Origin of the sequence: Streptomyces sp. NPDC001502, assembly GCF_042894785.1 — a bacterium.
GTDB lineage: Bacteria > Actinomycetota > Actinomycetes > Streptomycetales > Streptomycetaceae > Streptomyces > Streptomyces kutzneri.
The window spans coordinates 143258-168220 of sequence record NZ_JBIAVW010000019.1; the positions used below are offsets into that span (position 1 = coordinate 143258).

17 protein-coding genes are annotated in these 24963 nt (G+C 71.7%); 10 read left to right on the forward strand and 7 right to left on the reverse strand.

Going from position 1 to position 24963, the window contains the following annotated elements; genetic code table 11:
• The first annotated feature begins 14 nt into the window (after nucleotides 1-14).
• Nucleotides 15-854, forward strand: coding sequence for an SDR family oxidoreductase (locus ACFY0D_RS29240; RefSeq protein ID WP_390801011.1), 840 nt, complete (start codon nucleotides 15-17; stop codon nucleotides 852-854).
• 494 nt (nucleotides 855-1348) lie between these two features.
• Here the strand turns inward: ACFY0D_RS29240 and ACFY0D_RS29245 are convergent, their stop codons facing one another.
• The 4 genes from ACFY0D_RS29245 to ACFY0D_RS29260 all read right to left on the reverse strand — a co-directional run bounded on the left by ACFY0D_RS29245 (nucleotide 1349) and on the right by ACFY0D_RS29260 (nucleotide 5648).
• Nucleotides 1349-1531, reverse strand: a complete 183-nt coding sequence (locus tag ACFY0D_RS29245; RefSeq protein WP_390801012.1) for a hypothetical protein — start codon at nucleotides 1529-1531, stop codon at nucleotides 1349-1351.
• 242 nt (nucleotides 1532-1773) lie between these two features.
• A complete protein-coding gene (locus ACFY0D_RS29250; protein WP_390801013.1) occupies nucleotides 1774-2862 on the reverse strand; it encodes a sugar ABC transporter substrate-binding protein in 1089 nt (362 codons plus the stop codon).
• A 581-nt stretch (nucleotides 2863-3443) separates the two neighbouring features.
• Entirely contained in the window at nucleotides 3444-3869 is a 426-nt protein-coding gene (locus ACFY0D_RS29255; RefSeq protein WP_390801014.1) for a hypothetical protein, read from the reverse strand.
• A gap of 165 nt (nucleotides 3870-4034) precedes the next feature.
• The gene (locus ACFY0D_RS29260; RefSeq protein ID WP_390801015.1) at nucleotides 4035-5648 is read right to left on the reverse strand and encodes a cytochrome D1 domain-containing protein; all 1614 of its coding nucleotides are present in this window, start codon (nucleotides 5646-5648) and stop codon (nucleotides 4035-4037) included.
• Between the two features lie 780 nt (nucleotides 5649-6428).
• Here ACFY0D_RS29260 and ACFY0D_RS29265 point away from each other — a divergent pair.
• The 8 genes from ACFY0D_RS29265 to ACFY0D_RS29300 all read left to right on the forward strand — a co-directional run bounded on the left by ACFY0D_RS29265 (nucleotide 6429) and on the right by ACFY0D_RS29300 (nucleotide 18932).
• Nucleotides 6429-7133, forward strand: coding sequence for an RNA polymerase sigma factor (locus ACFY0D_RS29265; protein ID WP_390801016.1), 705 nt, complete (start codon nucleotides 6429-6431; stop codon nucleotides 7131-7133).
• A gap of 74 nt (nucleotides 7134-7207) precedes the next feature.
• Entirely contained in the window at nucleotides 7208-7927 is a 720-nt protein-coding gene (locus ACFY0D_RS29270; protein WP_390801017.1) for a hypothetical protein, read from the forward strand.
• A complete protein-coding gene (locus ACFY0D_RS29275; RefSeq protein WP_390801018.1) occupies nucleotides 7924-8466 on the forward strand; it encodes a hypothetical protein in 543 nt (180 codons plus the stop codon). Before ACFY0D_RS29270 ends, ACFY0D_RS29275 begins: the two co-directional genes overlap by 4 nt.
• Nucleotides 8466-10112 carry a hypothetical protein gene (locus ACFY0D_RS29280; RefSeq protein ID WP_390801019.1) on the forward strand — a complete coding sequence of 549 codons (1647 nt, stop codon included), beginning with the start codon at nucleotides 8466-8468 and terminating at the stop codon, nucleotides 10110-10112. The genes ACFY0D_RS29275 and ACFY0D_RS29280 overlap by 1 nt, the downstream gene beginning before the upstream one ends.
• A 123-nt stretch (nucleotides 10113-10235) precedes the next feature.
• On the forward strand, nucleotides 10236-12326 hold the full coding sequence (locus ACFY0D_RS29285) for a dynamin family protein (RefSeq protein ID WP_390801020.1): 2091 nt from the start codon (nucleotides 10236-10238) through the stop codon (nucleotides 12324-12326).
• Nucleotides 12327-12496: 170 nt separating this feature from the next.
• Complete coding sequence (locus ACFY0D_RS29290; protein WP_390801021.1) at nucleotides 12497-14191, forward strand: dynamin family protein; 1695 nt, start codon at nucleotides 12497-12499, stop codon at nucleotides 14189-14191.
• Nucleotides 14188-15366, forward strand: a complete 1179-nt coding sequence (locus ACFY0D_RS29295) for a hypothetical protein (RefSeq protein WP_390801022.1) — start codon at nucleotides 14188-14190, stop codon at nucleotides 15364-15366. Before ACFY0D_RS29290 ends, ACFY0D_RS29295 begins: the two co-directional genes overlap by 4 nt.
• Complete coding sequence (locus ACFY0D_RS29300; protein ID WP_390801023.1) at nucleotides 15363-18932, forward strand: ATP-binding protein; 3570 nt, start codon at nucleotides 15363-15365, stop codon at nucleotides 18930-18932. Before ACFY0D_RS29295 ends, ACFY0D_RS29300 begins: the two co-directional genes overlap by 4 nt.
• A gap of 287 nt (nucleotides 18933-19219) precedes the next feature.
• On the opposite strand, the gene ACFY0D_RS29305 is transcribed toward ACFY0D_RS29300, so the two are convergent.
• Nucleotides 19220-20143, reverse strand: a complete 924-nt coding sequence (locus ACFY0D_RS29305; protein WP_390801024.1) for a 2OG-Fe dioxygenase family protein — start codon at nucleotides 20141-20143, stop codon at nucleotides 19220-19222.
• Between the two features lie 402 nt (nucleotides 20144-20545).
• Nucleotides 20546-22102 (reverse strand): alpha/beta fold hydrolase, encoded by a 1557-nt coding sequence (locus tag ACFY0D_RS29310; RefSeq protein ID WP_390801025.1) that lies wholly within the window; start codon nucleotides 22100-22102, stop codon nucleotides 20546-20548.
• A 459-nt stretch (nucleotides 22103-22561) separates the two neighbouring features.
• On the opposite strand from ACFY0D_RS29310, the gene ACFY0D_RS29315 reads away from it, so the two are divergent.
• The gene (locus ACFY0D_RS29315) at nucleotides 22562-23029 is read left to right on the forward strand and encodes a hypothetical protein (RefSeq protein WP_390801026.1); all 468 of its coding nucleotides are present in this window, start codon (nucleotides 22562-22564) and stop codon (nucleotides 23027-23029) included.
• A 439-nt stretch (nucleotides 23030-23468) separates the two neighbouring features.
• Here ACFY0D_RS29315 and ACFY0D_RS29320 read toward each other — a convergent pair whose 3' ends face one another.
• On the reverse strand, nucleotides 23469-23867 hold the full coding sequence (locus ACFY0D_RS29320) for a hypothetical protein (RefSeq protein WP_390801027.1): 399 nt from the start codon (nucleotides 23865-23867) through the stop codon (nucleotides 23469-23471).
• Nucleotides 23868-24963 lie beyond the last annotated feature (1096 nt).

The window sequence follows — 24963 nt, forward strand, 5'->3', positions numbered from 1 at the left end:
ACTAGGAGCTGAACATGATCGTGGTGACCGGAGCTACCGGGAATGTGGGCCGGCCTTTGACGCAGGCCCTGGCCGAGGCGGGCGAGCAGGTGACGGCGGTGTCGCGGCACGCGGCGGCAGTCCCTGACGGGGTCCGGCACGTGCCGGCCGACTTGACCGAGCCGGCGGGCCTGACCCCCGTGCTGGACGGGGCGAAGGCACTGTTCCTCCTGCTCTCCGGCGACCTGCACGCCCCCGAAGCCAGGCCGACCGACATCATCGACCTGGCCGCGGCCAGCGGGGTCCGCCGAGTCGTCCTGCTGTCTTCGCAGGGCGTGGCGACCAGGCCGCTCGGCCCGTCGCGCATCGCGATGCGCGCGGTGGAGGACGCGTTGAGAGAGTCCGGCCTGGAATGGGCCGTCCTGCGACCGGGCGGCTTCGCCTCCAACGCGTTGGCGTGGGCGGAGTCCGTCCGCACGCAGGGAACGGTCGCCGCGCCCTTCGGCGATGTGGGGGTTCCGATCGTCGACCCGGCGGACATCGCCGAGGTCGCGGCGGCCTGCCTGCTGGACGACCGGCACACCGGCAAAGTCTTCGAGCTGACCGGGCCCGAGGTGATCACACCGCGGCGGCAGGCGCAGGCCATCGCCGCCGCGCTCGGCGCGCCGGTGCGGTTCCACGAACTCACCCGCGAGGAGGCCAAGGCCGCGATGACCCGGTTCGTTCCGCCGGAGCTCGCCGACGACACCCTGGACATCATCGCCGCCCCGAACCCCGCCGAACTGCGGATCAGCCCGGACACGGAACGAATCCTCGGCCGCGCCCCGAGGCCCTTCGACGACTGGGTCACCCGCAACATCGCCGCTTTCCGCTGAGGCACAGCCCAACTGCAGCGCCCGGGCAGCCTCGTGCGGCTACGGCCGCACGGGGCGGCTACCCCGTAGCGCCACCGCCCACCACCAGCCACAACTCAAGAGCCGGAGCGACCCGACCGAGTCCTGCTGGAGGCTCCCTTCGGCTTCGGTCCCGATGAACGGCGTCGAGTTCCGTCCCACTGCCTGGCGCACCACGAGGTTCAGGCCCGGGAAGGGTACGTCTTCACGTTTCCCTCTCCATGGCGACGTCATCCCCTGGCGAAACGGTCCCGCAATCCCGCCCTTCGAACCCCTGTAGTCAGTGCCCGTCCGGCCGGGCAGGACGCTCTGTCTATGCCCCGCCGGGTGCGGCACCTGGGCTGCGAGGCGTCGAAGATCGTCGGGTCGTCCACGGGGTAGAAGGCGGCGCCGTCCCAGAGCACTTCGGCGTACGCGTACACAGTGTCCCCGGACCGGGCCGCGCACGTCCGTACGGTCACCTTCCAGTTGTCCGGTCACGGCCCGTCATGGCCGGTGTCCTCCCTGTCCTTCGTGCTGCTCGCGCACGTGTAGGCCGGAGCCGCCGTGGCGGAGGGAGCGGCCGTGGCGGAGGGAGCGGCCGTGGCGGAGGGAGCGGCCGGCGCCGCCACCGCCACCACGGCCACCGCGGCCACCGCCGCGCGCTTGATGGTGCTCATCCCCGGTCAATGCCGGGCCCTCGGAACGAGCGGCACCCGGGGTCCGGGCGTCGCTCTCCCGTCCGGTCAGCCGGAGGCAGGCACCGCGCCCGTCCAGGCGAGCGCGTCGCGGCGGCGGTCGTCCCCGTCGAGAACGGCCGGCATGTCCGCCGGCCGGCCCGCGGGATCGGCGGCCTTCTCCCGGGGACTCCTTGCGGAGCCAGTGCCAGCAGGCCGGGACGGAGCCGCGCCCGCCTGCCGCCCTATTCCAGGCCGATCCCGTCGCAAGTGGCCTTGAGGGCCTCGGTGCAGATCTCCTCGACGGTGTAGACGTTGTCGAGGACCAGGGTGCTCCTGATGTTGTCGCGGGTCACGGACACGCCGAGGATGAGGACGGCGGGGACTCGCTTGGTGGTGGGGCTGCTGACCACCTGGTTGATGATTCCGTCGATCTTCTCGCCCTGGGCGAGGAGGACGGCGAGTTCGGCCGCGGCCTCGGCCTCACGGGAGTAGGGCTTGTAGACGCTCATGAACTGCTCGCCCGCCACGATTCGCTGCACGGCGGCGAGTTCTGCGTCCTGACCGGTGACCGGCGGCAGGGGGGAGACTCCGGCGGCCTTGAGGGCGGAGATGATGCCGCCGGCCATGCCGTCGTTGGCGGAGTAGACGCCAACGATCTTGTCCTTGCCGAGTGCGGAGATCGCCGCCGTCATGTTGGCACTCGCGTTCTCCCGCTTCCACTCGGCGGTGTCGTACTCCTTGCCGACGTTCACCTTGCCGTCGAGGACGGTGCGGGCGCCGGCCTTGTAGCGGGCGGCGTTGGGGTCGGTGAGGGCGCCGTGCATCATGACTATCTTCCCGTTTCTGGCTCTGTCGCCCAGGGAATCCAGCAGGGTCTTGCCCTGGAGGCGGCCGATGTCCTCGTTGTCGAAGGAGACGTACGCATCGACCGGGCCCTCGGCCAGGCGGTCGTAGGCGACGACCGGGATGCCCGCCGCCTTGGCCTTCGTCACCGCGCCGGCGATCGCCTTGGAGTCCACCGCGTCGACGACCAGGACATCGACCTTGCTCTCGATCATCGCGTCGGCCTGGGCGTTCTGCTTGGCCGCGTCCCCCATCGCGTTGGCGTAGACCACCTTGCCCTTGCCGAGGGTCAGCAGGGCGACCTTCTTCTCCATCAGCGGCTTGTCGAACTTCTCGTACCGCGCGGTCTCGTTCTCGGGGAGCAGCAGGCCGATCCTGACCGTGTTGCCACCGCTCGTGTTGCCCTCCTCGGTGGTGCCGCAGGCGGCGAGGGTGGCGGTGAGCGCCAGCGCGGTCAGAGCCGTGGGGGTGCGCAGATACGGGTTCATGCGGGGGGACCTCCCTGACGTGGCCGTATTCGTACGGCCGAGGTGGCGCGGAACACCGTGTTCCGCTGCGCCGGAGGGTACCGCCCGCGGGAGCGTGGACGGCGCGGCGTCCACGCCGCCGCCGAGGCCTTCGTTGATGCGGGTCGGCCGCGCCGCGACTTCGCGGAGAGGTCCAGTCGCCGAAGCCGTGGTGGGCGAGGCAGACCTGCCGGTGGGGGAGTTCGTTCCACCGGCTCCAAGGGAGACCTTGGTGAGCGGCCCAGAGCGCGCCGGCGTAGCCGGCGGCGGGCGGACAGCTCGTAGGCAACGTCGGCGACGGCCGAGACCATCTCCCGGACGGCCGGCTCGGCCCAGGGGCAGCGCTGGGAGTCGATCGCGGCGAAGGGCCGTCCGCGGACGAGCGCGAGGCCCGGCGCAGGGAAAGGTCCCCGTCCTCATCGTGGCGGGCGAGGTACTGGGACGTGCGCCAGTCGCAGGTGACCGCCGGGGCAAGCCGGTAGCGGCTGTCACCGGTGCCCTGGACCCGCGGGAGTAGGCCTCGCCGCCGCTGTTCTCCCGGAGCCGGGACCTGGTGCGGCTGATCACGGCGTTGCGGAAGCGGGTACCGCTCCGCTCCAGGCGAGGACGTCGTCGCGGCGGCAGTCCTCGCCCAGAATGGCCAGCATGTCCGCCGGCCGGCCCGCGAGGTCGCCGGCCCTCTCCGGGGACTCCCTCCCGAGCGGATGCCGGCAGGCATGCGCGTTGCGGGCCGTACGGATCGTGTCGGCCTCGGGGCGGTACCGGGCCGCCCGGCCGCGCAGGGCGGTCGTGACGAGCAGCTCCGTGGTCCCGTACCAGTCGGTGCGCCGGCAGAGGGTAAGCCAGGCCCGGGCGGTCAGCACGGTGACGGTTGCGGCGTCCTCGCCGAACCAGCAGGCCAGGGCGGTCTCCGGCTTGGAGGCGAAGGCGGCCGCGGCGCCGGCGTCCATCGCCCGGCGCAGGAGGGTCCGCTCCTCGTTCCCCGTCATACCGGGCTCCCGCAGCGCTGACAGCAGGACAGCAGGTAGTCGACGCTGTACCTACCGGGTGGTCAGGTCGGCGTGGTGTGGGGTTGCGTGGTCACGGGATGCCCCGGCGTCGGTGGTCCGAGGGTGGGCGGCCGGCGCCGGGGCGTTCGTCATGCCGGTGTGCGGTTACCGGGGGCCGGGGCGGTGGCCGTGGTCGGGGCGGCCGTGGCCGGGCTTGCCATGATTGGGTTTGGCGTGACCGGGCTTGCCGGGTTTGCCGTGGCCGGGCTTCCCGTGACCCGGCTTGCCGTGGCCCGGGCGGTCGTGGTGCGGGGGCTTGGGCTGCTGCTTCCTGTCGACGGTGGTGGTTGCGGTGGCGATGCTGGTGCCGGTGGCGCCGCCGCCGGTGACGGTGGCGGTGTTGGTGACCTGCTTCGGCGCGTTGGGGGCGATCTGGACGGTGAGGGTGAGGGGCGGGTAGCCGGCGCCGGGGGCGAGGATGCCGCTGCGGGTACAGGACAGCGGGGTGAGGGTGCAGGTCCATCCGGTGCCGGAGAAGCTGACCGGGGTCAGGCCGGTGGGGAGGGTGTCGGTGACGGTGACGGGGCTGCCGTCGGTGGGCAGGTCGCCGGTGTTGGTGACGGTGAGGGTGTAGGTGCCCTGCCCGCCCCGGGTGAACGTCCAGCCGGCGGTGAGCTTGATCAGCGTCAGCTCCGGCGCCGGCCGGGGCACGACCCCGATCGCCACCCCGAACGGGAGGTCGTCGACGGGGACGGTGGCCACGACGGTGTTGGTGCCGGTGTCGATCACGGACACCGTGTCGTCGTTGGCGTTGGTGACGTAGGCGCGGGTGCCGTCCGGCGACACCGCCACCTCCCGAGGCGCATCGCCGACGGGGATGGTGGTGATGACGGTGTTCGTCACCGTGTTGATCACGGACACCGTGTCGTCGTTGGCGTTGATGACGTAGGCGCGGGCGCCGTCCCGCGACACCGCCACCCCCTGGGGCACATCGCCGACGGGAATGGTGGCCACGACGGTGTTGGTGGCGGTGTTGATCACGGACACCGTGTCGTCGTTGGAATTGGTGACGTAGGCGCGGGTGCTGTCCGGCGACACCGCCACCCCGAACGGGAAGCCGCCGACGGGGATGGTGGCGACGACCGTGTTCGTGTTCGTTTTGATCACGGACACCGTGTCGTCGTCGGAATTGGTGACGTAGGCGCGGGTGCCGTTCGGCGACACCGCCACCCCGATGGGAGCATCGCCGACGGGGATGGTGGCGACGACCGTGTTGGTGTTCGTGTTGATCACGGACACCGTGTTGGCGCCGAAGTTGGTGACGTAGGCGCGGGTGCCGTCCGGCGACACCGCCACCCCCAGGGGCTCAAGGCCGACGGGGACGGTGGCGACGACCGTGTCGGTCGCGGTGTTGATCACGGACACGGTGGCATCGGCGCGGTTGGTGACGTAGGCGCGGGTGCCGTCCGGCGACACCGCCACTCCCCACGGCGCATCGCCGACGGGAACCGTGACCACCACGGTGTTCGTCGCTGTGTTGATCACCGACACCGTGTCATCGTTGAAGTTGGCGACGTAGGCGTAGGTGCCGGGCGGCACGGCCTGGGCGGGCTGCGCGGCCACCACGGGCAGGGCCAGGCCGGCCACTAGGACGAGACCTGCCACCAGCGCCCGCAGCAACCCGCCCCACCACGAGCGACGCACTCGAAGACCGGGCGGCGCCGACGGCGGGAGGGCCTCCTGCGCGCCCACCTCCCTCACGGTTTGACGGATGGTCACAGCAATCCTCCCGGCCGGGGCTGATGGAATGGGGCAGATTATGGCAGATCGCCACATTCGGTACGGCGGGGACGCGCGGCCGCCCTGACCATGGGGCGGGTCGGTCGCCTGGACGTTCGTGCGCCCCACCGAGACCGCACCCGGTCCGGTGCCGCGACCGAACCGGAGGATCCGGGACACGGTGAGCACGACGGGCCGGGAGGGGCACCCTCCGCCGGCAATCACTCGGCAGGGGATCGCTCAGGGATTTGTCGACCCGGAGCAGGGTGGTGCACCCACGACGCTTTCGCGCGTGTCGTACGTGTCGTACGTGCCTGACGATCCCTCGGATACCCGTAAGGCACGTGAGAAAAGGGCCACTTGCCCTACACACGGCCAGGGCCAGCGGTGATCGCCCGGATGCACCCGGTCATTCACCCGTACGGAGAAGACGGCTTCGGCGGGGGTCGTGTGCCCGCGGTCGGCGGGCCAGTCGGCCCAGGGAGGTCACGGCGGGGCCATTCGGGGTCGAGCGACGGAGATCAGCCCGCCTTGGGAGCTCTTCGGCTCGGGCAGCTGCTTCCCGGGCTCTCTGATCACAACTGCTCCTGAAGCGATCAATAAGGCACACATTTCTTCATCGCTGCACGGACAGAGGGGCGCTTCCTATTCTGAAGCCCGGTATCACCGCCCGAGGGTGGGGACTGGGGAGGGGGACTCCACATGTCCATGGGACGGCCGGCCGGCGTTCCGCGCGGCCAGGAGCGGGTGGATGCACATTTCGCGCGTGAATGGGCAGCTGTGCAGCAGCAGTTACTGGCGTACGCCCGCTGGGCGACCGGCAGCCGGGAAGAGGCCGAGGACCTGGTTCAGGCCGTCGCTGTGCGTGCCTGGCGCGGTTTCGCGCACTTTCGTGGTGACGCCGCGTTCCTGACCTGGACGATGGCCATCGCCCGCCGGGAAGCCGCCCGTGCCGGCGCTCGACGGCAGCGGCTGAGGACACGCGAGGCACCGCTGCCCCTGGATCCTCCCTGGGCGGCGGAGGCGGCGGAGCCAGCGACGCCAGGACCCGCCGTCGGGCGCGCGAAGGGCGGCTGGCTGGCAGAAGCCGCCCAGGGCGCACACGCACGCGGTGAGGTCAATGCCACCGAACTCGCCGTGCTGCTCGCCCGATTACGTCGGCCGGACTCCACCTGGGCCCAGCTGGGCGACGAGCTGGGTCTCCCCGCCTCACGGTGCGCGGTGGCTCACTGCAGGGGCGTCGTCAAGTTCCGGGTGGCCCTCTTCCTTCACCATCCCGAACTGCTGGGCACGCCTGAGGAGCTGTCAGCTGCGGCGGAGCGGGCGGCGCGCCGTACCCGGAGCGAACCGCTGACTCCCGACGAGGCCGACACGTTCCGCCGGATGGTCCTCGAACGCTCCCCCGGCCACCGGCCTCGGAACTGGGCCGCCCTGCTCCGGGGCGGCTGCGCGAAAGTCGCGGAAGAACTTGCCCGGGATCGGTAATGGCGTCCCGCCCGCCGGGTCCAATGCGATGAAGGCCCGCGCTGCAGCGGGCCCATCAGATGCAGGAGGGGACAGTGGACCAGGCACCACCCCCGGAACCTCACACGGACATCCTGTCCGACATCCACGCCTGGCCGGCCGACGTAGAGGCGGATGTCCCCCACTACTTCGACACGTTGCCCGACGGCACCGAAACCATCGTGGTCGGCGACGTCGGCACCTTCGCCGACCACGCCCACCAGCAGGGCGACAACCCTTACGGCTACCAGGGTACCTGTGGCCTGTGCTCCTGCGAGGGAGTGCTGCGCCAGTTCGGGCTCGACGTCACCGAGGCGGACGTCGTCCGGCACGCCATCGAGAACGGTCTCTGCCAGACCGACGGAAGCCCCGCGGCCCGCGGCGGCACCACCCTGGAGCAACAGGCCCGGCTGCTCGGCGACTTCGGCGTTCCGGCCCACACCGAGCAGGCGACCTCGCTGGAGGACTTGGCCTCACACCTGGAGGAGGGGCGTGGCGTGATCATCGCGGTCAACGCCGGTGTGCTGTGGGACGACGGGAACTACTACGAGGCGGGCCGCCCCAACCATGCCGCGTTGCCGATCGGCGCCGCCCGCGACCCGCTCAGCGGACGGCTCCAGGGCTTCTACCTCAACGACAGCGGCAGCGGAGAGGCCGCCCGCTTCGTGGATGCCGCGACGATGGCCGACGCGTGGCTGCACAGCGGCGGCGGCTGTGTGGTCACCGACCGGGTCCGCGTCACCGAGGCCACGCCCAGCGAAAGGATTGCGCAGTGAACACCCCGCCCGTCCCGCAGACCCCCGGTCGCCCGTACGAGCAGATCCGCAAGGAGTTCGCCGAGCATCCGCTGCGGCGCTCCGAGGTACCGGTGGAGCACTTCGTTTCGCCTCCCCTGCCCACCCTGCGCTGGGGCGTACCCGGCTTCGCCGTCTTCGCCTCGCCCGCACTGCGTCGCCCCCGGCAGCCTCTCCAGGTCGACACACCCGACCGGTGGTGGGCGCTTGCCGCCGGCGGCGGGGCCCTGTTGGTGTACGCGACGACGCGGGCCCTCCCGCTGGCCCCGGGCGCACCGGGCGCACCGGGCGGGCCCGTGACCGTGGCCCCGACAGGCCGGCCGATCTCCGCACTGCGCGAGGACCAGCGGCTGCTGGACGATCTGCTCGACCGTTGCCTGCCCGACTTCTTCGCAGCGAGCAGTGGCGATCCCGGGGACCGCGCGGAGCTGGCGTCGATGCTGCCGCTGCTCCTGGCCTGCGAACTCACTCCTTGGGCGCGGGACCTGACGCCCGATTTCTTCTCCTGGCTGGAGCAGTGATGTCCGACGGCTGGACCGCAGGCACGAATGCCCCGCACGACAACGACCGGAAGGAGACCGCGGCCACGGAGCTGACCGCGTTGGTGGGCGACATCGAGCAGGCCGCGAGCCGGCACAGCTGGCCGACGGTGGCGTACGCCGCCGACAGGGTGCGGGCCGACCGCCCGGGCCTGCTGCTGGCCGTCTCCTCCGAGGCACTGGGCTCCGGGCTGGCCGAAGCGCTGCCGGCCGGAGGGTCGGGTGCCGCGGCCCGGCCCACGGTGGCACTCGCCGACCTGTACACAGATCCTCTGCGGTCCCTGCACGCGGATCGCGTGCTCCTGGCCATGGGGTGTGCCGAGCTGCTCGGCCCGGACGAGCTGGCCGCCGCCGCGGACCTGGCAACGCGTCCCGCCGGCACCATCGCCGTCGTCCTGACCGGTGCCGAGGAACTGGCAGACTCTGCCGACGTCGCGCTGGTGGAGGGCCGCTTCCTGCGGATGCTGGACGACGGGAGCGGAGCTCCTCCGGTCTCGGGGCTGCTCCTGTGGTCGGGGCCGCAAGCCACGCCCACCGCCGACGGAGGACTCGGCGAACGGCTGGCCGCCGACGCCTCCCGCCTCGCCTCCTTCGTCTCTCCCTCTCCTTCTCCCGCCCCCGCCCCCTCCCCCGAGGACACAGCGTCCGGGACCACGCTGCTCGAACGGGAGATCGCCCGCCTGCTCGACCTCGCTGCGGAGGTCGTGGCCGGTCGGCGGGACACGTCCCCCGACGACGGGGCCGGCAAGGCTGCGGCCGCCGCGGCCACCCGTTCCCGCGCCTCGCTGGACGACGCGTACCGCGATCTGCAGCGCGTCCTCGACCACGAGGTCGAGGCCGGCTGCCAGGAGGTCGAGGCGGGGTTGCGCACCATGGAACAGGATCTGCTCCGCGGGCTCGACCGCCACCTGGCGCAGCACCGGGACCGCGTCCCCGACCGTGCCGGCGTCGACGCTCTGGTCTCCGAATACCTCGACCGGGGGATCACCGCGTACGCCGCGACGGCCCGGGCTGCCATCCGGGCCCGCGCCGCCAAGGCCGACCTGGCCCGCGTCGAGATGGAGCACCGGATCGACGCCGCGTACGTCGCCCACGCGATGAGCCCCCCGGACAGGCCGGCCGGCGCCGCGCGGCTCCCACTCGACGAGTCCGCGTGGGAGCCGCGGTCCGGCGCGTCGGCCCCTGGCCGACCGTCCTCGGGCTCGGGAATGCCTGCCGGTGAGGTACTCGCCGGCAGCGTGCTGGGAGCGGCGACCGGGCTCTCCCTCGGCGGCATCGGCATCCTCCTGACGACGAGTGCCGGAGCCGCGGTGGGGGTGGCGGTACACCGCTACAGGACGGAACAGCGACTCGGCCACGCCGCACGCCATGGCAGCCGCGTGGTCCGCGACCGCGTGGACGAGCTGGCCGCTGCCGCGACGGGGGCGATGCGGGAGCTGGGCGGGGCCATGCGGACCGCGGCCGAGGCCGGGTACGCACGGGCCGTCGCCGAGCTGGAAGCAAAGGCGCCGACGGTGCAAGCCGGGCCGCCGGCACCCCGCCGCGCCGAAACCGGAAGCGCCACGGCCGCCGCTGCCGAACTGGCGGACCTGAAGGACAGGTTCGCCGCCCTGACGACACGGCGCTGATCCCCGCGCGGGCCGCCGGGAGGAGCCGGGCCCCGCCGCGCAGAGGCACCGCCGGCAGACAAGCAGGTATCACCGGGCCGACCGTTCACGGTCCCGCCCGGGACACAGGGAGGGAAGAAAGCCGTGTCCGAAACGTTCAGCACGACCGGAAGCAGTGCCGCGCAGACCAGCGGCGCGCAGACCAATGGCGCTCAGGCCAACGGCGCTCAGACCGGCAGCAAACTCGCCGACATGATGCGCCGCGGCGCGGAACAGGCGCGCGACGAGGCCGACCAGGCCATCAAGGGGCTGTCGAAGGTCGCCCGGGAACTGGAGATGCGGGAGACCGCGGGGCGCCTGTCCACCATCGCCTCCCAGCTCCGCTCCGACACCTTCAACCTGATGGTGATGGGCCGCTTCAAGACCGGGAAGTCGACGCTGCTCAACGCCCTGCTCGGCGGCACCACCGGACCCGTCGACCTGGGGGGCCAGAGTGGCCCGATGGTGGTCGACGACCTGCCGGCCACGGCCACGCTGACCGGTGTGTGCTATGCCGAGCAGCCCTACGTCACCCGGTGGGGGTTCGACGGATCCTCGGAGAAGTGGACGCTGGAGCGATATCTGAGGGAGTCCACCCTGGACATCGACGAAGAGGAGACCTCGCGGCGCTTCCGTACCATCCGGGAGTTCGAGATGGGCTTCCCCTCCCGGCTCTGCCAGGCGGGTGTCGTCGTGTACGACTCACCCGGCCTGGACGAGCACCCCACCCGCACGAAGGTGACCCAGGAGGCCACGGCGCGGTGCGACGCCGCCGTCCTCGTCTACCGCAGCGACATCCTGATGGGCCACGGCGAGCTGATGAACGCGGGCGCTCTCGTCAAGGAAGGCACCCGCGTCTTCACGGTGGTCAACCTGTTCAACGGCCGGGCCGTGGACGAGCGGCTGCGCGGCTACGTCTGGAACAAATACATCCGCGACTACCAGGGAGGCCCTGCGTACACCGGCCAGGACCTGACGTCCCGTGACATCTATTTCGTGGACGCGGCCCAGGCCCGCTCCGGGGTCTACGAGGGGAAGCCGGAACTCGTCGAGCAGTCCGGCCTGGCCGCCCTGGAGCGGCGTCTCGGCGACTTCCTGCTGCGGGACCGCCACCACGTACACCTGACCAAGTACACCACGGTGGCGGCCGCTTCCGCGGAATCGGTGGAGCAGCACATCGCGCAGCGGATGCGTGCCGCGCGTACCGACCAGGTACGGCTGCGCGAGACGTACACCGAGCTTCTGCCGACGATGGCGTCGATCAGGAACCGGCCGGCCCTGCTCCCCGCGCTCTTCAACCGCTACCGCACCGAGGCGGAGGCCGTGCTGGCCGTCAGCTTCGCCTCCCGGATCGCGTCGATGCGGGACGGACTGCCGGCCCACATCGATGCCGTCGAGGTGAAGATGAACCTCGCGCTGGGCGTGTTCCAGCAGAAGAAGGCCGCCGCCGTCATCGGTGAGGCCGTGCAGCAGTACGTGACCGACCAGCTCGCGGACTGGGCCGACGTCGAGGCGCAGCGCGTGCTGGAGCCCATCCTGGGCAACCTCGCGCATGACATCGAGGGTGAGATCGCCGCGATCGGTGACGGTTTCGGTGAACTGCATCTGCGGCTGACGGGCTGGGAGACGGAACCGGAGCGGAAACCGCTGGTGGGAACGGCCGAGCGGGTCCTGTCGATGGTCGCGGGGTTCGCCCTGGGCGGGCTGGGCGGCGCGGTCGGCGGGGGTACGTCCGGATTCCGCGGCGCGCTCGGCGGGGTGGGCGGCGTCCTGGGGGCGGGCATGGTGCTCGGGCTGCTCGGAGTCAGCCCGGCCGCCCCGCTGGTGGTGCCGGTGCTGCTGGCCGCCTCGTTGCTCGGCGGCGCCGTCGGCGGAGGGATCAACTTGGAGAAGCGGCTCAAGAGGCGGCTCGCGACGGACTCGGACGGCCTGTTGCGGGATCTGCCCGGCCAGCTCGCGCCGCACCTGGGCGCTCGGGTGCGGGCCTCCTTCGAGGAACTGGAGGAGGTGGTCACCGCCGAGATCAACGGCGTGATCGGCGAGGAGGAGCAGCACATCCGGGCGATGGTCGAGGAGAACCAGCGGGACCAGCACGAACGCGACCTGCTGGTCGCACGTCTCGACGCGGTCCGGTCCACGGTCTCCGGGCACCTGCTGAGGCTCCAGAAGGCGATCAGCACGGCCCAGCAGATCTGACCTGGCCTTGCCCCCACCGGGAGGCGCCCGCCGGCGCACCCATGCCACACGGCGCGGCAGAACTGTCGCACGGACGCCTCCCGGTCACCCCGTCCACCGCACCCCTCCCTGCACCCCTCCCTGTACCCCTCCTTGCACCCGTCCAGCACGGACGACGAAAGCGACAAGCCGTGAACCTTCCGTCCCCGCTCGATGCCGCTCTCGCCCGCCATCACGGTCAGCCCTACCGGGACTCGGTGGCCGATGTCCTCGCCCGGGCCGCCGCGGTGATGAACCGTCCGGCCGTCACCCTGGTCTTCGGTGGTCATTTCAGCGCGGGCAAGTCCAGCCTGCTCAACACGCTGCTGGGCCGCGCCCTGCTTCCGGTGAGCGACTACCCCGAGACGGGCATCGCCTGCATCATCAGTCCCGGCCCCGAAGACCGGGTCACGGTCTGCGACGCGGACGGGCGGCGCGAGGTGCCCGCCACCACCGAGGCGATCACGGAGGCCGTCACGCTCGTCGCCCCGGACGGGTCCTACCGCGTCGAGGTGGTGGGCGCCGCACGGACCGTCACCGTCGAACTCGCCCGTTCCCCCCTGCCGGACGGCGGACGCTGGGTCGATTCCCCCGGCATCAACGACACACCGGCCATGACCCGTCGCGCGGCGGAGATCGCCGCCCAGGGCGACTTCCTGCTGTGGGTCTTCAACTCGCGCCAGCCGATGGCCACCGTCGAGGAGGACTTCCTGCGCGAATACCGCGAACGTCACGGCGCCGAGTCGCTGGCGCTGCTGGTCAACGTCTTCCTCGACGAAGACACGCCCGAGGAGTGGCAGCGCTACCTCGACACCCGCGCCCCGGCCCACCTCAAGCGCCTGGAGTACGCCCTGGACGGCGCGCTGCCGCCGGAAGTGGTGTTCGTCAGCGCCCGCGCCGCCGCCGCGCACCCGGACCATTTCGGGGGCCCCCAGGCCGGTGCCCTGGTGAGCAGGCTCACCGACCGGGCAACGGCGGCGGCCCTCGCCTCCCGCCGTGCCCGCGCGTCCCGGATCCTCGATGCGGCCGCACAGGAAGCCGCCGAACGACTGGACGCGGAGCGTGCGCTGTTCCGGCAGCTGCTGGTCGAGGCGGAGGTGGCCCGTACGGCCATCGACACCTCCCGGCGGCGGTTCCTCGACACCGTCGGCGGTGAACTGGACCGGATGCTGGAGAGGGTGGCGGTGCACGCGCGGACCGCAGGAGACGAGATCGCCGCGGAGCTGGACCAGGGCCCGGTGCTGCGGGACGGCAGCTACGGCGACCGGCTCACCGAACGGCTTCGCACGGCGGCCCGGCAGGAAGCCTTGGGCCTCGCGGAGGCCGTGGCCAGGACGGCCGAACTCAACCACCACAAGCCGCCGGGCACGGACGGAACACGGCGGCTGCTGGACATCCTGGAGCCCGAGCGGGTGTCGGTCGAGGTCACGGGCCGACTGGCGGGAAAGCTCCCGGAGGCCCCCACCGACGGGCTCGGCTCCGCGATCAGCAGCCGGGTGGGGACGATGATTCCGAAGCTGTCCTGGAAGGCCCTGCGGCACATCGACACGGCGGTCACCGTGGCCGCGGCCTCGGTGCAGGCCGCAAAACTCGCCACGGAGGCGGCCATGCCCGACCGGGCCAAGGTCAAGGCGGACATCCGCACGGCAGCGGTCCGGGCCGCCGAGCAGCTGTGCCGGCGGCGCCAGGCGGCACTCGACGAGATCAGCGCGGGCTGCTGCCCGGTGGCAGCCGCGCCGGCCGATCCCGACCCCGCCCCGGTGGACTGCCTGGAGGCGGCACACCGGCTGCTGAGCCGAGAAGTGGAGCAGCTCGTTGCTGCGACCGGGGAAGCCACGGCGCGATGAGCGGATTCCTCGGCCTCGACGTGCAGCACAGCGGCACGGTACCGGCGCTGCTGGAAGGCGGTCGGCCCCTGCCGGTCGGCGATGGGCTGCGGGTGTGGATCCCCCATGCCTACGGCGAGGGTCTGGGGTGGGGAAGTGCGGCGGCCCAGCGTTCCCTGGCCTCGGGGCCTGCCACCGCGGACCGCCTGCTGGAGTGGCGGCGCGATCCGTGGGACGCGGAGTTCCTGACCGGACTGCGCGACCGGGTCGCGCGCTACCTGGGGCTCCCGGAGCGTGCGGGCCCGGCGCCCGGCTACCGGGTGGTGCTGTGTGCCGGACCCGGCACACCTGCCGACGCCGAGGAGTACGTGGAGGAAGCGGGACTGGGCGGCGCCCTGCGGGTCGGACCGGCCGAAGCACTGCTGTGCCGACGGCTGGCCTCGCCCGGGCAGCAGCTGCCCACCGGTGCGCTGCTGGCCGTCGTGGTGGGCGAGCGATGGAGCGTACTCGCCCCCTTCCGTGCGATCCGGTCGGACGGCGGACCCCTCGTCCTCACCCGTACCGGACCGGACACCGTGCTTGCGCACGGCGGGGGCGCCTGGACGGAACTCCTCGTGGGTCAGGTGCTGGCGCGGTGCCGCGAGGACGCCCCTGCCGCCGATCTGCTGGCTCTGGCCGACGGCGTCCAGGAGTGCGCGGCCCGTCTCGCGCAGGCCGACGCCGTCGAGTGGCAGGGCGCCTACGCCGAAAGGCTGTTCGCCCCGCTGGTGGTGCGCGGGGCCGAACTGGCGGCGGACCCGGCCGTGGCCGACGGCCTGCACCTGCTCCGGCAGGCCGCCCGTGCGGCCGTGGCGCACCCTTCCTCGGTGGTGCTCGGCGGGCCGGGCGCCGTCTGGCCGGCGATGCGCTCCGCGCTCACCGATCCGGCGGCGGGGGCGCCGGTGTGGTGCGGCCCCGACCCGGCGACCGATCTTGCGGCCGGCGCGGCCTGGTGGCCGCTGCTGCGTTCCTGTTTCGCGCCCGTGCCGTCCGCGGGGTACGCCGTTCAGGCCGCCCCTGCGATCCCCGCACCACCGGACCGCGGCCCCGACGCGGCCTCGTCCACCGACCGTTCAGGGTCCGGGCCGGGGCCGTTCTCCCCCGATTCCCGCTGCCCCGACCCTCTGGAGGTGCTCCCACCGTGGATGCGTCCATGACTCCCCCGAGCGGGCCGGAGGCCGACGCGGCGCTCCTCGCCGCCCCCGCCACCACCGGACCACCGCGCGCCGTACGGGGAAGCGGCTCCGGATCCGCCGAACCGGCGGACCCTGCCAGCCGACCCGACCAAGACGTGGCCGCACTCCTGCTCAGCCTGCTGGAACGGCGGTACCTGGGTGACTTCGACGCCGCCCGCTGGACCGTGGGAGGGCCCGCGCGATCCACACCGCGCCCGCTTCTGCACCAGGTCGAGGCCTTGGGCGCGCCCGTCCCCGGTGAGGACTGGAACGCGGCTCTGCCCCACGTACTGAATTCCTGCCACAGCGGTGGACACGTACTGAGCGTGGCGGTCCACGGCACCGGTAGCGTGCACCGCGTCCATTGGGGCGGCCGGCGGATCCCCGGGGTCTCGGCCGGCTCCACGGAGGACTTCCTGCACGGGCAGACCGGCGCGCTGCGGGCTCACGTCCCCGGCCTGCGGCTCGGCCCTGCCCACCAGCCCGACGAGGGTACGCACGCGGAGCTGACCGCGTTCCTGCGGACCGCCCCCGCGCTCGCCGTGGTCACCGGCATCCCCTCCCCTTCGTCCGGGCTCTCCCCCGCCGCGTTCCAGTCGCTGGACCGGCTCACCTCCGCCGTCGACGGTCGCTACGCCCTCGTGGTCGCCGCCGAGCCTCTGCCCGCCGCCGTTCTGGACGCCACGCTGGACCACTGCCGCCGGATCCGCGGCGAGATCCACGCCCTGGTCCGGCGTACGGTCAGCAGTACCGAGGGCAGCAGCAGTTCGACGTCCACGCCCCTCCCCCAGGAGGGTGCCGAGGAGCTGCCCGCGCTGCTGAGCAGGATCGCGGTGTTCTGCGCGCTGGCGGCGGCGGTCCCGCCTCTCGCCCCTGCTGCGGCGGTGCTGCGCCCTCTGGGCCGGGTCGGCCCGATGTCCGTCCCACTGGGCGGGCTCGCGAAGTCGATGGCCGTACCGCAGAGCGCCCCCTCGCGGACGACGGGCAGCAACCGGTCGCTCGGCGCGAGCAGCGAGCTGCTCAACGGTGCCGCCGAAGCCTGCGAGCGGCTGCTCCAGCGCCATATCGACCGACTGGAGGCGGCCCGGTCGCAGGGCTGGTGGCGTACCGCGGTCTACCTCGCGGCGGAGAGCGACGGCGTGCTGGAGTCGCTTTCCGGAGCGCTGCGCGGTATCTGCAGCGGCGAGAGCACGACTCTCGACCCGCTGCGGGTGCTACGGCTGCCGCCCGCCCTGCTGCGCGAAGCCGCCCTGCAGGGGCAGGTCCTGGCCCTGACGCCCGCCGACGGCGGCACCGGTCACCCGCTCGGTCCCGCGTTCGACGCGCTGGCCACCAACATCACCTCCACCGAGCTGGCCGTTCTCCTCGCGCTGCCGCGCCGGGCCGTGCCCGGGCTGCCGATGCGCGAGAGCGCCGAGTTCGCGCTCATCGCCCCCGAGGTGGAGCACCGTCCGGTGACGCTGGGCAGGCTGCTGGACAGCCGGGGCGACGTGCACCAGTCGGTGGCCGTCTCCGCCGAGGACCTCAATCGGCATGTGTTCATCACCGGGATGACCGGCTACGGCAAGACCACCACGGCGAAGAACCTGCTGCTGGAGGCGTACACCGGCCTGGGCGTGCCGTTCCTGGTCATCGAACCGGCCAAGGCCGAGTACCGGCATCTGGCAGCGCATCCGGGCCTCCGTGGGCGCCTGCGCGTCTTCGGCATCGGGCCTCAGGCTCCGATGCCCCTGCGGCTCAACCCGTTCGAGCCACTGCACGGCACCCCGCTCTCACGCCACTTGGATCTCCTGAAAGCGGTGTTCAACGCCTCGTTCCCGATGTTCGCCGGCATGTCGTACGTGTTGGAGGACGCCATGATCGAGGTGTACACCGAGCGTGGCTGGGACCTTCAGTATTCCGTCAACGACCTTCTGGGGCGCCGCCCGTCGGCGGCCGACCGTGCTGCGCTGATCCCCTCGGTCGGTGACCTGTACGGGAAGATCGAAGAGGTGCTGGACCGTCGCTCGTACGGGCGTGAGGTCCACCAGAACATGGGAGCCGCCCTGCGGTCCCGACTCGGCAGCCTGCTCGTCGGCACCAAGGGCATGGCCCTGGACACCCGGCGCGGGGTGCCGGTGACCGAGCTGTTCGAGCGTCCGGCCGTGGTCGAGCTGCGCGGGCTGGGAGACGACGAGGAGAAGTCCTTCGTCATGGCCCTGCTGCTGTGCATGCTGTACGAGCATGCGGAGGCCCGGTCCGATTCCGCTGCCGCCCCGTCCGGCGTGGGACTGCGGCACCTCACCCTCATCGAGGAGGCACACCGGCTGCTGCGCGCCTCTCGCGGCCCGTCCGGCGGTGAGGTGGGGGATCCGCAGGCCAAGGCGGTGTCCATGTTCACCGACATGCTGGCCGAGATGCGCGCCTACGGCGAGGGCTTCGTCGTCGCCGACCAAGTGCCGGTCAAGCTGGCGCCGGACGTGGTGAAGAACTCCAACGTGAAGATCCTGCACCGGCTCGTGGCGGCCGACGACCGCGCGGTGGTGTCGGCGGCCGTGAACCTGACGGACCGGCAGAGCCGTCATCTGGGGCTGCTGCCGCCCGGAGTGGCGGTGGTACACGACGAGCGGATCGGATCGGCTGTACTCGTCGCCATGCGCGAGGCGGACGAGGTGGCGGCGGACGAGGTCGTGGCGGCGGGCGGCACGCACGGGCCGGAGACCGACGACGGCCGCCCCGGTGCACCGGCCGAGGCCACCCGCCACTACCTCCACCGGCACGGAGGCTGCCGCCGTTGCCCGTCTCCCTGCACCCTGCTCCACCGGATCGACCGGCCGCCGGCCCGTCGATCGGCGGATGCCGCGTTGGCGCCGTTCTTCCAAGGGCTGGTATTCGGCCAGGCGGAAGAGTTGTGGGAGGCGTGGAGCGCCTGGAGGGCCGAGGCTCCGGCCGACGGCGCGGAAGCGTACTGCGCCTTCGCCCAGGCCGCGCAGCGCCATCTGGCCGCGCTCCCGCGGAGGGTCCCCGTCCGGGCCGTGGCCGCGGGACGCGGTACGGCTCCTGCGGAGCCTGTCCCGTCCGAGACGACCACCGACGAGACCGGCCGTCAGCTGCTGGCACGCGACCGGGCCGCGCGCGTCCTGGCGCAGCTGTGCGAGGACTGGCTGGCCACCACCGAGCTGACCGAACACGCCGTGGCTCGCCTGGAACAGGTTCGCGCCGAGTTCGTGGCGCTGGTGGCGAGCCGGCCGGACCGGGAACTGCCCGGTTGCGGGGACTGTCCCGCGCGCTGTCGCCCCTTCGCGCTTCTCGCCGACAGCCTCCCGGCCTACGCGGCGCCGGTCGCGGCGGCTGCGGACCGCCCCGTCCCGCTGGAGTCCCGTCTGCGGCTGATCGACCGCCTCGCAGACGAGTACGCTCCGGCCGCCCGCGGGGCCATGGAACACGACCGTGCGGCACTGTTGTACTGCATGACGGTCACTGCCAACGCCTACGACCGCGGCCTCGGCGTGCCACCCCCCACGGAAGCCCTCGACGCCCTGCGCTCGGACCGGCCGGTGGTTCCGTAGGGGGAACTCCGGCACCGGACAGGTCACGGCGGCTGGTTCTCTCTCGAAGATGCGCCGCGGCACTCAGGTGACGAGCCGGGAGGCCGCGACGCAAGACGGTCCGCGGCAAGGCAGCGGGGGGAGGGCACACGCTCATGACGGCTCCGGGACCATCCCACACAGCCACATCCGGAAGTGCGTGGCAGCTCGCGGCAGGGAGCAACGCGGGCTCGCGCGCAGGCCGGCTCTGGGGGTGGTGAGTGAGGTGGCCGCCGGGGAGCTGCCCTTCTTCGAGCAGCGCGCCGGTGTCACAGCTGGGGGACGTACGGGGCGAGGCCGACGATGAGGATGGACCGTTCGCCCGGCCCTGGCTCGGCGCCCGCGCGGACCGGGCCGACGTAGTGGCTGACTCTGTGATCGTGGACGGCGTAGCCATCCAGTGGGTCGGTGAGGGTGAAGTCGGCGTGGATGTCCGCCCACGGGTCCTCGGGCTGCAGGCCTGCGCTGCCCGGTGTGGCGATGACGTTCTGCCCGCCGGTGACGTTGGTACGGCTGATCAGGTGGGCGAAAGTGAACGTGCTGGCGGAACCTCCGTCCTGGTGGAGGCAGTTCGGGGAGGAAACGGCCTCCTGGCCGGGACCGTCGACGCCGAGCCTGATCAGGTGGACGCCGGCCCACAGCGGCCGTCTCCCCAGATCCTTCAGGGACAGGACCTGCTCGATGTCCCAGCGCAGGAGCCGCAAGAGCAGAGCGTTGCCGCGCAGCGCCTCGGGGATGTCGGGGAGCACGCGCCGCGTGCGCGGGTACTCAGAGTCGTCCTCGCCCTGGGAGAAGTCGGTGACCGTACCGTGTACGGGGTCGGGGGTTCCGGGAATCCAGGACAGTTCGTCCTTCCACGGCAGGTACACGGCATGGGAGTACCGGCGGAACCTGTTCGTTCCCGGAGCGTACGGGTCAGGCGGCAGAGCCTCGAAAACCTCCCGGATCCCGGCCAGGTCCCTCGCGGCGGAGCCGACCGGAAGGATGCCGAGTTGCCCGGCGTCGTAGCGGACGAACCCGCGCTCGCGCAGATCATCCGTGCCCTTCCCCGGACTCCCCGCATCAGAGTGCGATCGCCGCTGGGGTTCGGCCTTTTCCACGTGTTCCTCCAACAGGTCACCACAAGGGCTGTGGTGCGGGCGGCCCGTGCCGGCCTCACCCACGCCTCCCCCGTCACGCCCCGGGCTTGACACGCCCTGCGATACACGCCACAACCCTTGAGGCGTGCTCGTCGAACGGCCGCGCCTACGGGCTCTCCGGCTGCTGAGCGTCCTACGGGTCGCCGTAGGACGCAAATCCGATCTGCGAGCCCGACCGGGAAATCACCATTCACGCAGGCCTTCCTCAGCTCCGTATCGGTGAGCGAGTCGTCCAAGGCCGATAGGGCGGCGTCCCGGTGTTCGCGGCCCGGACCCCCGAAGCTCCCGATCGCGCAGGACCTGACGAACGCACGGTCCGGCGACGCCGCGCTCGGCCGGCACAGGTACGGGCCGCTGGCGCCCTACCCGGGGGGATCCCTGGACGACGGCCTCCGTTGCTGCCTAGTGACCTCCACCTGGCCGGGGCCAGGCCGTCAGCTCCGTGCCTTCGGACCCCTACGGGAACGGCGGCGGGTCCTGGCAGGTCACGTCCGCGGCAGGCAGCCGGCCCGTGGCGAGGTACTTGTTGACCGTGGCGTCGGCGCAGGAAGCCGGTTCGGAGAGGTACACACCGTGCTTCTCGCCGCCCAGCGCCAGCACCATCCGTGAGCCCTTGAGCGCCTTGTGCAGGCCCTGGCCGCTGGCCAGCGGGGTCTGGGAGTCCCACTCGTTCTGCACGGTCAGCACGTCGGCCCGGGTCTTCATGGGCGTCGCGGGCTCAACCGGCCGCTGCCAGAAGGCGCACGGCTTGATGTTCGACGCGAAGTCCCCGTACAGCGGATACTTCGCCTTGTCCCGCGCCGCGTCCCGCGCGTACTGATCGGGGTCGCGCGGCCAGGCGTCCGTGTCCCCGCACACGACGGACCAGTAGGCGGCCATGCCTTCGCCAGCGGAGTCGGCGGCTGCCGCGCCCGGCCCCGCGGTGTTCAGCTCGGAGGCGTTCGCCCCGGAGGACCGGGACCCGGCGAGCAGTTGCTTCAGATCCGGCGCGTCGCCGTCCGCCGGCCGGGGCCCGTTCTCGGCCAGGGATTTGAGGAACTTGATGACGGCCGAGGCTCCGTACGGGGAGAAGAACAGCGAGGGGTCTGCCCTGAGGTAGTCACCCGTGATCTTCTCCCCGTCGTGGACGATCGGGTCCCTGTCGGCCCGGGCCACCAGGCCCCAGAAGGTGGCGGACACCTCTTCGGGCGTGGTGCCGAGCCCGTATCGGTCCGAGCGCTCCGCCGCCCACCGTGTCCACCGTGCGAAGGCGGGCTCCGCTTCGGTGGCCCACACCTGGATCATGCCGCGCCAGACGCGCTGGGGATCCACCCCGCTGTCCAGCACGAAGCGGTCGGTGCGCTGCGGGAACATCTGGGAGTACACCGCCCCGAGGTAGGTCCCGTACGAGTAACTCAGGTACGAGATCTTCCGCTCGCCGAGCGCCGCGCGGATGACGTCCAGGTCGCGGGCCGTGTTGCGGGTGGTGATGTAGGGGATGACGTCGCCGGACTTCTCCCGGCACTTGTCGGCGACGGTTCGCGCCCAGGCCACGTCCGAGGGGAAGGTCTCGGGCCGGTACGCGCCGCCGATGCCCCGCTCGGCCGCGCTCAGCCCGCCACAGGAGATCGGGCTGCTCTTGCCGACCCCGCGCGGGTCGAAGCCGATGAGGTCGTACTGGTCCCGTACGTTCTTGGGCATCCTCGTGTTCAGGTTCACCGGCCGGAACAGCCCCGAAGCGCCGGGGCCGCCAGGGTTGAAGAGCAGGACCCCGCGCCGCTTGCCCGGGTTTTCGGTCTTGATCCGGGATATCGCGAGGTCGAGCATGCGGCCCTCGGGATGCTGGTAGTCGAGCGGCACCTTGAGGGTCGCGCACTCGTACGTCACCGGCTGGTCGGGGCTGCAGCGGTGCCAGTCCGGCTGCTGGCGCATGTAGCCGGGGGGCTGGGCGGCAGCTGCCTGGGGGGCCGTCAGCAGGGGCATGGAGGTCGCGACGAGTCCGACCGTGGCGAGCAGCGGTGCGAGGCGTTTCATGGGAGGCGTGCCATCCTTCTTCCGGTGAAATCGCTGGTGTGACCAATGTGTTGCATCGGTGGGCAGCAGCGAATCCCCATGAAGAGCCGTCCCTGGTCCCTCTCCCGTACCACGCGATATCCGGACAGTTGGCGGAAACCCGGCTCCCGAATGCGCCGCTCCATGTTTCGGGCGCGACCACGGCACCGGCCTGACACAGGCATGATCATCGCTGGTACGCGGGGTCCTACGACCGGCTCGGCGCGCCCGGCGGACACCGCCCGCGCCCGGGTAGTCCGCTCCCCCTCAAGTAGGACGTTGGTTGATCGGGCAGGGCGGAATCGAGGCGGTGCCAGAGCCGCGTGCTCCCCGCCAGGTGGAGCAGGGGTTCGTTACCTCACGCTGCGCAGGGAGTTGTTGATCATGCGTGAGGATTCACGCGGCTTTGTTCCCTGAACGACTCCTGAAGGGTGTCACCGCATGCAATTCACCGGAAAGTCGGTGGCAGCGGCGGCCGCGGCCACCGCTGTCGCTGCTGTCCTCTCCATGCCGACCGGGGCCGTCGCCGAGCAGCGCAGCGAGCCCGTCTCCTTCGAGATCAAGCGCAACACCAGCTCCGGCAGCCACGAGGCGCAGCTGCTCTTCTACGGCAGCGTGACGTGGAACGGTGAGGGGAACCGCACCTACACGGTGAGGGGGACCCTGGAGGCGCGTTGCACCACCGGGTCGCGGACCACGGCCTGGCTCCAGTACGCCGCCAACAGCGAGTCGTGGAAGGAGTCCCGGGAGGTGGAGTGCTCCGACTCGGTCGGCATGGTGAACGAGCTGCCCATCGAGGTGACGGGGACTGTGCGGCCGGGCGATACGCTGGCGATGCGGCTGGGCAGCTGGAAGTTCAGCTCGTGGGTGTACTCGGAGCGGAAGGACCTGCCGCACCCGGCCGCATAGGGCCACCGGCCCCTGAGTTCGAACCATCCGCACGCAACAGGGCATCTGAACACCTGAAGAAGAGGGACACTGCGCGTACGTGCGGGTCGGGTCGGATCGGACCGGGATCAGGTTCCGCTGGGGCCTGGCCTCCGACGACCGCGAGCGCGAAGCGCTCCTCGGACTGGTGGAGGACTGCCCCGGTGCCGCCGTCTCCTACGAGACCCCGTCGAGGAGCACGTCCAGCATCTCGTCCATGTCCGGAACAACGCCGGGCCGGCCGGTCCGTCACCCGGCATTGCGGTCGTCCGGGCAAGGCAGACCAAAGCCCCTGTCGGGGCCCGACAGGGGCTCGACAGAGGCTGATCAGCTGCACGAAGGCTTCACTGTGTGACCGACCCAGGCACGGGGAGTTACGCCACCGTGTCTCAGGCTCAGCCGGAAGCGGCCGAGCCTGCGACTACGTACCGGCCGGAACCTCCGTCTTCGGGGTCTCCGTCTTCGGGGTCTCCTTGGCCGGGGTTTCCTTGGCCGGGGCGGGCTTTTCGGGCTTGTGCTCGCAGTACACCGTGCCCTGGTAGAACTTGCAGCCCGGCATGTTCTTCACGTCCTTGACCTTGCCGTGCTTCCTGTCCTGGTTCTTCCTGCCGTGCTTCTCACCCTTGTGGCCTCGGTTGTCCTTCTCGCCCTTGCCCCCATGACCGCTCTTCGCGTGGTCGGCAACCAGCGTGGCCGCCGCACCGACCTGCGGCGTGGCCGGCGCAGCGAATGCACTGGTGGGCAGCAGCACGCCTCCCCCGACAAACGCGGCCGAGACGGCGAGCATCGAGAAACGCTGCTTCCGGGAAGTGCGAGCCATGAGAATTACTCCAAGTAAAAGGGGGGCGGGGACCGAAGAACAGTGGCGAAATGTCTGCTTTGTCCTTCTGCTAAAAGACTGGCTTCCGGACTTCACGACGCTGTCCGCCGACTGTCACAGGCGCGTGACAGGCCCCCCTGCCCGGCCGGCACCGGTTCGACACCACGCGAGGGCGAGGGCTCTGACCTGCAGCGATTCGGAGTGCAGGTGCCAGTGGCCCGGGCCATGCCCACGTTCCGACTCGCCGCAGCACCGGCCGGGGCAGCAGGCGGGGCCTGCCTCGGGCAGTCGGGAGAGCGGCAGCGCTGTCCCGGTGACCGCCACCAGGACCCGACTCCTCACCGCACTCACCGCCACCCTCCTGGCCGCCGCGGGCGCCTCACTGCATCACCGCCGACGACGACACCACCCGCCCCGTCAAACACGTCACCCACGGCAAATGGATCGACGGACAGGTAGGGGAGGTCCCCGCGGACTATCCCGGGTCTCTCCTCGAAGGAGGAGGCAGCGCGGGTCTGTGACCTCGCGGGCGGCGCCGCCTCGGCGCCGCCGTCCGGGAGTGCCGGCTGGAGGAGGGTGCTGTAGTCCCGGTACCGCGTCGCCTGACCGAGGAACTCGGCCCGTGCGAGGATCTGGCCGGGACCGCCTTCGCCGTGGTCACCCACACGTCTGACGCCTTCTGTATCCGGCCGGCCTTCGCCAAGAAGTTCACACGGTGGCACGCCATCGGCGGCGACCTGTCCGATGAGGAGACGGAGAAACGGTTCGAGGGCTTCACACCTGCCCCCAGTCTCCCGGCCCGGACGGCCGGACACGCCCGTGCGAAACCGGCCAGTAGCCGACCCGCTCACCCGGCACCGCAGCCACGGCCTCGCCCAGCCCGGCGGCAGCCCAACCTCCTGCATCACACGTGTCCCGGCCGCGAGCGGCGCCTCCAGCGGGCGGTCAGGTCCTGACGGGTGGTCGGCGCCATGCAGCGGACATGCTCCGAGGGATGAGGCTCAAGGGGTCCTACGTTGTTGGTGGGTTGCACGGGCCGTCGTAAGGTCCAGAGGCCCAGAGACGCCGGGTATGGCTTTCAAGGGGTTGCCCTCGA

Coding starts and splice junctions, on each gene's coding strand:
- ACFY0D_RS29240 (WP_390801011.1), top strand. CDS start 15: ATGATCGTGGTGACCGGAGCTACCGGGAATGTGGGCCGGCCTTTGACG.
- ACFY0D_RS29245 (WP_390801012.1), bottom strand. CDS start 1,531: ATGAGCACCATCAAGCGCGCGGCGGTGGCCGCGGTGGCCGTGGTGGCG.
- ACFY0D_RS29250 (WP_390801013.1), bottom strand. CDS start 2,862: ATGAACCCGTATCTGCGCACCCCCACGGCTCTGACCGCGCTGGCGCTC.
- ACFY0D_RS29255 (WP_390801014.1), bottom strand. CDS start 3,869: ATGACGGGGAACGAGGAGCGGACCCTCCTGCGCCGGGCGATGGACGCC.
- ACFY0D_RS29280 (WP_390801019.1), top strand. CDS start 8,466: ATGTCCGACGGCTGGACCGCAGGCACGAATGCCCCGCACGACAACGAC.
- ACFY0D_RS29295 (WP_390801022.1), top strand. CDS start 14,188: ATGAGCGGATTCCTCGGCCTCGACGTGCAGCACAGCGGCACGGTACCG.
- ACFY0D_RS29300 (WP_390801023.1), top strand. CDS start 15,363: ATGACTCCCCCGAGCGGGCCGGAGGCCGACGCGGCGCTCCTCGCCGCC.
- ACFY0D_RS29310 (WP_390801025.1), bottom strand. CDS start 22,102: ATGAAACGCCTCGCACCGCTGCTCGCCACGGTCGGACTCGTCGCGACC.
- ACFY0D_RS29315 (WP_390801026.1), top strand. CDS start 22,562: ATGCAATTCACCGGAAAGTCGGTGGCAGCGGCGGCCGCGGCCACCGCT.
- ACFY0D_RS29320 (WP_390801027.1), bottom strand. CDS start 23,867: ATGGCTCGCACTTCCCGGAAGCAGCGTTTCTCGATGCTCGCCGTCTCG.